The 11526-nt window shown below is 69.5% G+C and carries 7 protein-coding genes; all 7 read left to right on the forward strand.

Annotated features, from left to right (window positions below; genetic code table 11):
* Positions 1-267: 267 nt before the first annotated feature.
* The 7 genes from BLV24_RS21170 to BLV24_RS21200 all read left to right on the forward strand — a co-directional run bounded on the left by BLV24_RS21170 (position 268) and on the right by BLV24_RS21200 (position 11406).
* Positions 268-1839, forward strand: coding sequence for an ABC transporter substrate-binding protein (locus BLV24_RS21170; RefSeq protein ID WP_092685649.1), 1572 nt, complete (start codon positions 268-270; stop codon positions 1837-1839).
* A 73-nt stretch (positions 1840-1912) separates the two neighbouring features.
* Entirely contained in the window at positions 1913-2833 is a 921-nt protein-coding gene (locus tag BLV24_RS21175; RefSeq protein ID WP_092685651.1) for an ABC transporter permease, read from the forward strand.
* Complete coding sequence (locus BLV24_RS21180) at positions 2823-3716, forward strand: ABC transporter permease (protein WP_092685653.1); 894 nt, start codon at positions 2823-2825, stop codon at positions 3714-3716. The genes BLV24_RS21175 and BLV24_RS21180 overlap by 11 nt, the downstream gene beginning before the upstream one ends.
* The gene (locus BLV24_RS21185) at positions 3713-4702 is read left to right on the forward strand and encodes an ABC transporter ATP-binding protein (protein ID WP_218133490.1); all 990 of its coding nucleotides are present in this window, start codon (positions 3713-3715) and stop codon (positions 4700-4702) included. The genes BLV24_RS21180 and BLV24_RS21185 overlap by 4 nt, the downstream gene beginning before the upstream one ends.
* Positions 4692-5672, forward strand: coding sequence for an ABC transporter ATP-binding protein (locus tag BLV24_RS21190; protein WP_092685655.1), 981 nt, complete (start codon positions 4692-4694; stop codon positions 5670-5672). The genes BLV24_RS21185 and BLV24_RS21190 overlap by 11 nt, the downstream gene beginning before the upstream one ends.
* The gene (locus BLV24_RS21195) at positions 5669-7867 is read left to right on the forward strand and encodes a CaiB/BaiF CoA-transferase family protein (RefSeq protein ID WP_092685657.1); all 2199 of its coding nucleotides are present in this window, start codon (positions 5669-5671) and stop codon (positions 7865-7867) included. The genes BLV24_RS21190 and BLV24_RS21195 overlap by 4 nt, the downstream gene beginning before the upstream one ends.
* Before the next feature lie 158 nt (positions 7868-8025).
* Complete coding sequence (locus BLV24_RS21200) at positions 8026-11406, forward strand: acetyl-CoA carboxylase family protein (protein ID WP_092685659.1); 3381 nt, start codon at positions 8026-8028, stop codon at positions 11404-11406.
* Positions 11407-11526 lie beyond the last annotated feature (120 nt).

The raw sequence follows: 11526 nt of genomic DNA on the forward strand, positions 1-11526 counted from the left end.
CGCGGCGCTGTGATGCCGCCTCTTCGTCTTCATCTCGTTCGTCCTCGATCTGCGACGAACCAAGCTTAGCCGCCTGTCTGGGAAGCGGGGACCACATCAGTGGAGATTGGCTCCGCTTTTCCAAGCATGTGAAAACTTACGTTAGTGAGTGAAACAAAATTGACATAATGCCGCACTCGCCTCTAGTCTGACAGATGTCAGCCCAACCAAGGAAGGTCGGATCCGCTCCGGCTTGACCCATAAAACCAGGCTGGCAGGGAGGAAGACATGCGCAGACTCGGATTGGTGGCTTCGGCCGCCGTCGTTCTTGCGTTCGCCGCCCCATCGACGGGCGTCGCGCAAGAGGACACCCTCGTCGCCGCCTTCGCGGCCGAGGCCACCACCCTCGACCCGACCCGCTATTCGGCCGGCGTCGACACCTACTTCATCGGCCAGATGTTCGAACAGCTGGTGAAAGTCTACCCGGACGGGAGCACGCAGAACTGGCTCGCCGAAAGCTGGGAGCTGCAGACCGGCCCCGACGGCCTGCCGATCATCGACGTGAAGATCCGCCCCGGCGTGACTTTCCACAACGGCGACCCGCTGACCTCGGCCGATTTCGAATTCGTCTACAGCCGCCTGAAGGACCCCGCGATCTCGCGCTGGTCGCATTATCAGGCCAACGTCTCGGAATTCGAGATCGTCGACGACCTGCACTTCCGGCTGCACTTCTCCAAGCCGGACGCCACATACGTCGTCAACAACCTCCAACTTTGGGCCATGCCCAAGAAATACTTCGAGGAGGTCGGGGACGAGGCCTTCGGCCAGAACCCCGTCGGCACCGGCCCGTGGAAGTTCGTCTCCCGCTCGATCAAGGAGGAGCTGCGGCTCGAGGCCTATGACGGCTACTGGAACCAGGAGCACCGGCCCTCGGTCAAGAACCTGGTCATCAAGGTCATCCCCGAGGACCTGACCCGCGTCGCCGCCTTCCAGACTGGAGAGGTCGACTGGATCGACGCGGTGCCGCCCGCCATGCTCGCCGACGTGAAGGCGATGGACGGGGTGGCGACCGCCTCGCGCGTCTCGGGCAACAACCTCTACCTCGCGCTCGACCTGATCCCCGAGGACTCGCCTTTCCGCAAGCTGAAGGTGCGGCAGGCCGTGGCCCATGGCTTCGACATGGACGCGATCATCGAGAGCGTGCTGTTCGGGCAGGGCGAGCGCTACGCCGAGGTCGGCAAGGGCTCCACCGGCTACGACCCTGACCTGAAGCTCTACGACTACGACCCCGTGCTCGCGAAGAAGCTGCTCGCCGAGGCGGGCTATCCCAACGGCTTCGACGTCGACTGCATCAACCTGACCACCCCGCGCGAGCCCAACATCAAGGAGATGGGCGAGGCGATGTACGCCTATCTTTCTACCATCGGCATCCGCTGCAAGATGCAGAACGTCGAATACGGCGCCTGGATCAGCCTCGGGCGCCGGGCGCCGGACACGCCGGCGCTCAACGGGGCGATGTATGCCACGATGTGGGGACATGGCGTGCCCGGCGATCCCGGGATCCCTTGGGGGGGCCACCTGCACACCTACGCGCCCGACGGCGGCTGGGGCAGCTATTCCTGGAACAGCGACGCCAGCCTCGACGCGGCCATCGAGGAGAGCAACACCATCATGGACCCCGTGGCGCGGGAAGCGAAGCTGCGCGAGATCGGCAAGATCAAGCATGAGCAGGTGTTGGGCGGCATCACCACGTACCGCCCTCTCGTGACCTTCGCCTGGCGCGAGGACAAGGTGGACTACACGCCCTGGCCGTGGCCCGGTTTCTGGCGGAATTTCCAGGAGATCGGCTTGAAGAAGTGAGCCCCGGCGTCCGGACGCGCCCTCGCGCGCCCGGACGCCGCCTTCCCTTTCACGACTTCAGGAGCCGCCGCGCATGGCCAGCTATTTCGCGCGCCGGGTGTTTCAGGGTCTCCTGAGCATCGTCGGCGCCAGCCTCGTCATCTTCCTCATCACACGCCTCAGCGGCGACCCGGTGGTGCTGATGCTCCCCCCCGAAGCGCCCGAGGAAGTGGTCCGTCAGGTGCGTGAGAGCCTTCGGCTCGATCTGCCGATCTGGGAGCAATATCTGGGTTTCGCCTGGGACGCGCTGCATGGCGACTTCGGGCGGTCCTACCGCTGGCAGATGCCGGCGCTGGACCTCATTTTGGAACGCCTGCCGGCCACTTTGTATCTGTCGGTGGTGGCGCTGGCCTTCTCGATGGTTATCGCGGTGCCGTTCGGGGTGCTGTCGGCGGTCTACCGGGGGTCCTGGTTCGACCGCTTCGCCAAGGGCTTCGCCATGCTGGGGCAGGCCATGCCGAACTTCTGGATCGGCCTGCTGATGATCATGCTCTTCTCGGTCAAGCTCGGCTGGCTGCCGGCTTTCGGGGCGGGAACGCCCGCGCATGTGATCATGCCGGCCATCGCGCTGGGCTGGTATCCGGTGGCGGCGCAAACCCGCATCGTGCGCTCGGCGATGCTCGACGTGCTGGATAGCGACTACATCCGCATGGGCCGCTCCGTCGGGGCGCCGGAGCGGGTGCTCGTCTGGAAATACGCGCTGCGCAACGCCGCGATCCCGCTGGTGACCATGCAGGGGGTGTATTTCGCGGCGATGCTGGGCGGGTCCTTCGTGGTCGAGGTGGTGTTCGCCTGGCCCGGCATGGGCCGCACAGTGGTCGAGGCGCTGTTCTCGCGCGATTTCCCGGTGGTGCAGGCGGGGGTGCTGTTCTCGGCGGTGGTGTTCGTGGCGGCGAACCTGCTGGTGGATCTGAGCTACGGCTTCATCGATCCGAGGATCCGTCATGGCCGTTGAAGCGGACGTCCCTGCCGCGACCGCGGTCCGCGCCGGTGGGCGGCGGTTCCGGGTCCTCGCCGCCGGCATCCCGTATCTGTCGGGCGGCCTGCTGCTGCTGTTGATCGTCGCCGCGGTCTTCGGCGATGCGCTGACGCCGCATGACCCGACGCTCCTGAACCTGCGCGCGGCCTTCATGCCCCCGGCCTGGGTCGAGGGCGGGAGCTGGGCGCATCCGTTGGGCGCGGATAATCTGGGCCGGGACATCCTCGCCCGGATCATCTCGGGCGCCCGGGTGTCGCTGGTGGTGGCGCTCTGGGCCATCGTGCTGTCGGGCGGCATCGGCGCGCTGGTCGGCATGATCGCCGGCTATTTCGGCGGCTGGGCGGACGTCATCATCATGCGGCTGGTCGACATCCAGATGTCGATCCCGTCGCTGGCGCTGGCGCTGATCCTCGCCGCGGTGCTCGACCCCGGTCTCGACACCGTGATCATCGTCATCGTGGTCTCCTACTGGGCCTGGTACGCGCGGCTGGTCCGCTCCGAGGTGCTGTCCCTGAAGGAGCGTGACTACGTGGCGCTCGCCAAAGTCGCGGGCTGCGGACCGTTCACCATCTTCCACCGCCATCTCGCGCCCAACATCGTCAACACCATGCTGGTGCTCGCCACGCTCCAGATCGGCCAGGTGATCATCTTCGAGGCCTCGCTCAGCTTTCTCGGCCTCGGCGTCCAGTCCCCCGACATCTCCTGGGGCCTGATGCTGGCCGATGCGCGCGGCTACATCACCAACGCCTGGTGGGCGATCACCATGCCGGGCGTCGCCATCATGCTCACCTGCCTGTCGTCGAACCTCTTCGGCGACTGGCTGCGCGACGCGCTCGATCCGAGGAGGCGACAGCTTTGACCCCGGCCCTGAAAGTCGAAAACCTGGTCACCGAACTGGCCCTTCGCCGCGGCGTGCTGCGCCCGGTGGACGGCGTGAGCTTCCATGTCGACCCGAGCGAGACGCTGGGCATCGTGGGCGAGAGCGGCTCGGGCAAGTCGATGACTTGTCTGTCCCTGCTGCGCCTGCTGCCCAAACCCGGCGGGCGCATAGCGTCTGGTTCGGTGGTCGTCGGCGGGCGGGACCTGACCCGGCTGTCCGAAGAGGAGCTGGCGCGGGACTGGCGCGGGCGGCGGATCTCCATGGTCACGCAGGACCCTATGACCTCGCTCAACCCCGTTTACACAGTGGGCGATCAGGTCGGCGCGCCGCTGCGCTACCATCGGCTCGCCGAAGGGATGCGCGCTGTGCGGGCGGGGGCGGCGGCGGTGCTGGGGCGGGTGCGGATCCCGAGCCCCGAGTCGCGGCTTGACGAATATCCTCACCAATTCTCGGGCGGCATGCGGCAGCGCGTGGTCTCCGCAATGGCCATCGCTTGCGAACCTGAAGTGATGATCGCGGATGAGCCGACCTCGAACCTCGACGTCACCATTCAGGTGAAGATGATCGACCTCTATCGCAAGATCCAGGAGGAGACCGGCGTCGCCATCGTGCTGATCACCCATGACATGGGGGTGGCGGCCTCGATCTGCGACCGCATCGCGGTGATGTATGCGGGCCGGATCGTGGAGACCGGCCCCGCGCGCCGCATTTTTCGAGCGCCCGCGCATCCCTACACCCGGGCGCTGCTCGACTCGATCCCGCGGCTGGGGCGCAAGTCGCGCCGCCTGACCGCGCTGGGGGGCCAGCCGCCCGACCTCGCCAATCCGCCGACCGGGTGCCGGTTCGCCCCCCGCTGCGCCCTGCGGGTGGCGAAGTGCGCGGCCTACCCCCCCGATGCGGCCTTGGGAGAAGGCCATTCCGCCGCCTGCTGGCTGGCGGGGAATGAGGCCGATCATGCTGCTTGAAGTGCGCGGATTGAAAAAGCATTTCCCCGTTGGTTCCGGCCTCTTGGGTCCCAGCGGGCTGGTCAAGGCCGTAGACGGGGTCAGTTTTGGCGTCGAGGAGGGCAAGACCTACGCGCTGGTCGGCGAATCCGGCTGCGGCAAGACCACGGTCGCCAAGCTGATCCTGCTGCTGGAGCGACCGACGGCGGGCGAGGTGCTCTATCGCGGCACGTCGGTGGCGGGGCTCTCGGGCTCGGCGCTCGGCTTCTTCCGGCGCGAGGTGCAGGCGGTGTTCCAGGACCCGTTCTCGTCCCTCAACCCGCGTCTCAGGGTCCGCTCGATCATCGCGGAGCCGATCCGGGCCAACGAGAACATCGGCCGGGCCGAGCTCGACCGCAGGATCGAGGAGGCGCTGGACATCGTCGGTCTGCCCAAGGGTGCGGGGGCTCTGTTCCCTCACGAATTCTCCGGCGGCCAGCGCCAGCGCATCGCCATCGCCCGCGCGCTCGCCATGCGGCCCAAGGCGATGGTGCTGGACGAGCCGACCTCGGCGCTCGACGTGTCGATCCGGGCGCAGATCCTCAACCTGCTCTCCGACATCCAGGACGAGTTCGGCGTGGCCTATCTCATCATCGCCCATGACCTCGCGCTGGTGGAGCATTTCTCCCACGACACCGGGGTGATGTATCTCGGCGCGATGGTGGAGCAGGGACCGACCGAGACCGTGTTCGGGAACCCTCAACACCCCTACACGGAGGCGCTGCTCGCCTCCGCGCCCCGCCCTGATCCGGACCACCGGCCGACGCCCGACGTGATCCTGGGTGAGATTGGCAGCGCGCTGAACCCGCCCTCGGGCTGCCGCTTCCACCCCCGCTGTCCGCACGCTTTCGGCCCCTGCGCCGGGACCGACCCTGCGCCGGTCGATACCGGGCCGGGCGCCTGGGCGCGCTGCCATCTGCTGACCGAGAACGCCATGGAGAAAGCCGAATGAAACCGCTCACAGGTCTGGTCGTCATCGAACGTGGAGACGGGGTCGGCATCCGCTTCGCTGGTCGTCTGCTGGCGCAGCTGGGCGCGGCGGTCTCGCGACCCGACGGACCTGGGACCGAAGCGGTCGGCTACGGCGGGGCGGCCGGGCGGGCCTATGCGGCTTGGCTCGACGATGGCAAGGCGACTGGCACGCCCGAAGCGCCGGCGCTGGCGTTGATCGAAGAGGGCGGCCCCGACGCCCCCGGCGCCCTGACCGCCGAGCTCGGCTGGTTCGACCCCGAAGGTCCGCGCGCCGGCTGGCGGGGAACCGATTCCGTGGTCGAGGCGCTCGCCGGCCTCGCCTCCACTTTCGGCGAGGCCGACGGCCCGCCGACGCTGGCGCAGGGCGAAGCGCCCCAGATCATCGCCGGGACGACGTTGTGCATCTCGGCGCTGGGCGGGCTGATCGGGCGGCGCGGTGGCTGCGGGCCCGAGCGGGTCTCGACTTCTGTCCACGAGGCCGTGACGGTCATCACCGAGGGCGGGCCGATGGGGTTCGTCAAGGGCGGGCCCGCTTCCTCCCGGCGGGGCATCAACCGCTACTGGCCCACGTTCCCGCAGACCAACTGGCCGACGGGCGACGGCTGGCTTGGGGCGACGTCCCTGACCCCTGCGCAATGGCGGGCCCTGTGCGATTTGGCGGGCCTGCCCGAGATGGGCGCCGATCCGCGTCTCGCCGAGTCCGAGCAGCGGGTTGTCAACGCCGAGGAGATTTCGAACGCCTTCGCGCCAAAGCTGGCCGCGCGTTCCGCTGTGGAGTGGGCGGCCGAGGGACAGGCGAGGCGCGTGCCGTTGGCCGTCTGCGCGCATCCGGGCGAGACCCCGCAGGATCCTCATTGGCAGGCCCGGGGCAGCTTCGCGCCAGTGCTGGGGGCGGATGGGGTCGTCGGTCCGCGCGCGCCTTACATCATCGAGAAAGGCGCCCCCCGGCAGGGCGCCGACCGTCACGCGCCGCTCCCGGGCCTGCCGTTGGCGGGGCTTCGGGTGGCGGATTTCGCCATGGGCTGGTCGGGGCCGCTGGCCTCGCGCCATCTTGCCGATCTTGGGGCCGACGTGGTCAAGATCGAGTCCCGCTCCCATCCCGACTGGTGGCGCGGCTGGGACGACATGGCGGACATGGACCCGCCCCCGCAGGAGCTGCGCCCCGGGTTCATCGGCATGAACCGCAACAAGCGCGGCGTGCTGCTCGACACCACCAACCCGGATGAGGTGGCTCTGGCCCGCGCGCTGGTCGCGGGGGCCGATGCGCTGGTGGACAATTTCGCTCCCGGCGTGCTGGGGCGCCTTGGCTTCGATGCGGCGACCGTGCAGGCGCTTTCGCCGGGCCTCGTGCATGTCTCGATGGGAGCTTTCGGCGCCTCCGGGCCGCAGGCGGGTTGGCGCGGCTACGGCTCCACGGTCGAGCAGGCGTCCGGCATGTGCTTCGTCAGCGGCGAGGCGCACTGGCCGCCCGCCTTGCGCCACATCGCCTTCGGGGACGCGGTGGCGGGCCTGTTCTCCGCCGTCGGCGTGCTGGCGGGGCTATGGGGGCGGGACCGGCAGGGCGGCGCGGTGATCGACCTGGGCCAGGTGGAATGCCTGTTCCAGATCGCCGCCCCCGCCTGCATCGCAGAGCAGGTGACCGGCGCCCCCGTGCCGCGCACCGGTTCCCGCCGCCCCGACGCCGCGCCCTCGGGCGTGTTTCCGGCATCGGGCGAGGACGCCTGGCTGGCGCTGGAGGTGCGGACCGAGGCGGAATGGCGGGCGCTCTGCGCGGTTATGGACCTCTCCGATCTGGCCGCCGACGCGAGCCTGGCCGACGCGTCCGGACGCCTTGCGCGCGCGGACGAGATCGCCGCCGTCATCTCGCGCTGGACCTCGACCCGCGATCCCGACGAGGCGGCCCACGCCCTGCAGGCCGCCGGCGTCCCCGCCGCGCCGGTCATCCGCCCGCATCTGCTCCATGAGGAGCCGCAGCTCGCCGAGGCGGGATACTGGCGCTGGCTGGACCGCCGCTACATCGGCCGCCATCTCGTCGCCGGGCCGCCCTACCGGCTCGACGGCGCGCGGCCGGACCTCCGTCGCCCCGCCCCCGTGATGGGCGAGCATGACGATGAGATCATCGCGCCGCTGCGCGCCTCCGCGGCGGCGAAACGGGAAGGAGCCGCCGCGAAATGAACGCCATGCCCGGCGCGGCGCTCCATGCGACGCGCCGGGAAACGCCCCCGGCCTCCGCGCAGCCGCCGGCGAGCCCGCACGCATGAGCTGATCCCGGCTTCCCCCCATTCCCGCGGCGCACGCGCGCCCTTGGCCGCCTCCTCAGGAACCTTGACCGCATGAGCCTCTCGACCCTTCTCATCGCCAATCGTGGCGAAATCGCCATCCGCATCGCCAACGCCGCCCGTGACATGGGCCTGCGCACGGTCTCGGTGCATCCCGAGGACGACGCCGACAGCTTGCATACCCGCCGCGCCGACGCGGCGATGCTGCTGCCGGCGCAGGGGGCCGCAGCCTATCTGGATATCGAGGCGGTGATCCGCGCGGCGCAGGATGCCGGCTGCGACGCGGTGCATCCCGGGTACGGCTTCCTCGCCGAACGCTCCGACTTCGCCGCCGCCTGCGCAGAGGCGGGGCTGACCTTCGTCGGCCCGACGCCGCAGCAGCTCGACCTTTTCGGCGACAAGGCCAAGGCGCGGGAGGCGGCGGTGGCCGCGGGCGCGCCGGTCAACCGCGGCATCGACCGCGCCGTCAGCCTGGAGGAGGCCCGCGCCTTCCTCGCCGATCTCGGCCCCGGCGGCGCCATGATGATCAAGGCCATCGCCGGGGGCGGCGGCCGTGGCTCCCGCGCCGTGCTTTCCCCCGACGAGGTGGAGCAGGCCTTCGCGCGCTGCGCGGCCGAGGCGAAGCTCGCCTTCGGTCGCGGCGACCTTTATGTCGAGGCCTTCATTCCCCGCGCCCGCCATGTGGAAGTGCAGATCCTCGGCGACCGCCACGGCGCGGTCGCGCATCTGGGCGAGCGCGAATGCTCCGTGCAGCGCCGCTACCAGAAGGTGGTGGAGATCGCGCCGGCCCCGTCGCTCGACCCCGGTCTGCGCGACGAGATGATCGACGCGGCCCTGCGCATCGCGCGCAGCGTCTCCTATCTCAACCTCGGCACCTTCGAATTCCTGGTCGACGACACCGGCCGCCCCGGCGCGCAGCCCTTCGTGTTCATCGAGGCCAACGCCCGCCTGCAAGTCGAGCACACGGTGACCGAGGCGGTGACCGGCGTCGATCTGGTGCAGACCCAGCTGCGGCTGGCCGACGGCGCCTCGCTGGCCGAGCTGGGGCTGGACGATCCCGCCGTCGCGCGCCCGCGCGGCTACGCCGTGCAGGCGCGGGTGAACCTGGAGACCATCGGCGCGGACGGTTCCGTCCGGCCTGGCGGCGGCACGCTGACGGCTTATGAGCCGCCGAGCGGGCCGGGCCTGCGCGTCGATGGCTTCGGCTATGGCGGCTATCGGACCAGCGGGCTCTATGACTCGCTTCTGGCCAAGGTCATCGCCCATTCGCCGGCGCCGGAGCTTCCGGCCGCGGCGGCGCGTGCGGGGCGGGCGTTGTCCGAATTCCGGCTCGAGGGGGTGCGGACCAACCTGTCCTTCCTTCGCGCGATCCTCGCCCATCCCGATTTCCTCGGCGGGCGCACGCACACCCGATGGGTGGACGAGGAGATCGCCACGCTGGCCGTGGAGGACGCCGCGCCGGAGGCGGCCCCGGCCGGCGACGGCGACGCGGGCGGCTATGCCGGCGCCCGCGTGGACCGCGACGATCCGCTGGCGCTGTTCAAGCATGACGCCGCGGTGAAGGTCGCGAAGGCGGCCGCGCCCGAAGCCGCGCCGGTCAAGGATGGCGCCGTGGGTCTGGTCGCGCCGATCCAGGGCACGATCGTCTCCATCGACGTGACCCCGGGAGATCGCATCGCGCTCGGTCGCCAGGTCGCCGTGGTGGAGGCGATGAAGATGGAACACGTCATCACCGCCGACCGCTCCGGCGTGGTCCGCGAGGTGACCATGTCGCCCGGCGATGTGGTGCGCGAGGGCTGGCCGCTTGTTTACCTGGAGGAGGCCGAGGTGGACGCGGGCGACGCCCTGGCGGCAAGCGAGGCGATCGACCTCGATCACATCCGCCCCGACCTGCAGGAGGTCTTCGACCGCCACGCCATGACCCTGGACGAAAACCGCCCCGAGGCCGTGGCCAAGCGCAAGGCCCGCGGCTTCCGCATGATCCGCGAGAGCTTCGACGAGCTGTTCGACCCGGAGTCCTTCAACGAATACTGGCCGCTGATCGTCGCCCATCGCCACCAGCGCCTCGACCTCGACGCCCTGCGCCGGACCACCCCTGCGGACGGGGTGGTGGCGGGAACCGGCTCGATCAACGGCGACCTGTTCCCCGACGATCGCTCGCGCGCGATCGCGGTCGCCTACGACTATTCCGTGCTGGCGGGCACGCAGGGACGACGCAACCACTACAAGCAGGACCGCATGTTCGAGCTCGCGCAGCGCTTCCGCCTGCCGGTGATCCTGTTTTCGGAGGGTGGCGGCGGGCGGCCGGGCGACGACGACACCGGCCCGCGGGTCGCCGTCGACACCCACACCTTCACCACCTTCTCCCAGCTCTCGGGCCTGGTTCCGCTGGTCGGCGTCAACAACGGCCGCTGCTTCGCGGGCAATACGGCGCTGCTGGCCTGCTGCGACGTGATCATCGCCACGGAGGCGTCGACCATCGCCATGGGCGGTCCCGCCATGATCGAGGGCGGGGGCCTCGGCGTCTATGCGCCCGAGGATGTCGGGCCGATGTCCTTTCAGGTGCCCAACGGGGTGGTCGACATCCTGGTCAAGGACGAAGCGGCGGCGGTGGCGACGGCGAAGAAATATCTCTCGTACTTTCAGGGGACGGTCGAGGACTGGACCGCCCCAGACCAGCGCGCCCTGCGTCATGTCGTGCCGGAGAAACGCACCCGCCTCTACGACATGCGCGACGTGCTCAACATCCTCGCCGACGAGGGCAGCGTGCTGGAGATTCGCGAGAAGTTCGGCGTCGGCATCATCACCGCCTTCATCCGCGTCGAAGGGCGCCCGATGGGCGTGATCGCCAACAACCCGCATCACCTGGCGGGCGCGGTGGATTCGGACGGCGCCGACAAGGGGGCGCGGTTCATGCAGCTCTGCGACGCCTACGACATTCCCGTCCTCAGCCTTGTGGATTGCCCCGGCATCATGGTCGGCCCGGATCACGAGCGCACGGCGTTGGTGCGTCACTGCACGCGGCTGTTCAACACCGGCGCCAACATGACGACGCCGCTGTTCACGGTCATCGTGCGCAAGGCCTACGGGCTCGGCGCGCAGGCGATGTGCGGGGCGGGCACGCTGGTCGGCTTTTTCACGGTCGGCTGGCCGACGGCAGAGTTCGCGGGCATGAACATCGAGGGGTCGGTGAAGCTCGGCTACCGCAACGAGCTCGCCGCCATGGATGACCCTGCGGAGCGCAAGGCCGAGTTCGACCGCCGCGTCGCCAGCGCCTACGAGACGGCGCGTGCGGTCAACGCCGGCATGGGCGGCGGGCTGGACGACGTCATCGACCCGGCGCTGACGCGGGACTGGATCGCCAACGGACTGCGCCGCCTGCCGCCCGTGCCCGCGCGGACGGGCAAGAAGCACGCCTGGATCGACACATGGTGAGCGCGCGGTGACGGGCCTTGTCACGCTAGAGCGTCAGCCCATCTGATTGAATCGAAGGGGATTCCCCTCGGGGTCTCGGTCTGATTCAAGATATCCGCCGGGGAAGGAGGCCGGCGTACA

Source organism: Albimonas donghaensis (genome assembly GCF_900106695.1).
GTDB lineage: Bacteria > Pseudomonadota > Alphaproteobacteria > Rhodobacterales > Rhodobacteraceae > Albimonas > Albimonas donghaensis.

Coding starts and splice junctions, on each gene's coding strand:
- BLV24_RS21170 (WP_092685649.1), top strand. CDS start 268: ATGCGCAGACTCGGATTGGTGGCTTCGGCCGCCGTCGTTCTTGCGTTC.
- BLV24_RS21195 (WP_092685657.1), top strand. CDS start 5,669: ATGAAACCGCTCACAGGTCTGGTCGTCATCGAACGTGGAGACGGGGTC.
- BLV24_RS21190 (WP_092685655.1), top strand. CDS start 4,692: ATGCTGCTTGAAGTGCGCGGATTGAAAAAGCATTTCCCCGTTGGTTCC.
- BLV24_RS21180 (WP_092685653.1), top strand. CDS start 2,823: ATGGCCGTTGAAGCGGACGTCCCTGCCGCGACCGCGGTCCGCGCCGGT.
- BLV24_RS21175 (WP_092685651.1), top strand. CDS start 1,913: ATGGCCAGCTATTTCGCGCGCCGGGTGTTTCAGGGTCTCCTGAGCATC.
- BLV24_RS21200 (WP_092685659.1), top strand. CDS start 8,026: ATGAGCCTCTCGACCCTTCTCATCGCCAATCGTGGCGAAATCGCCATC.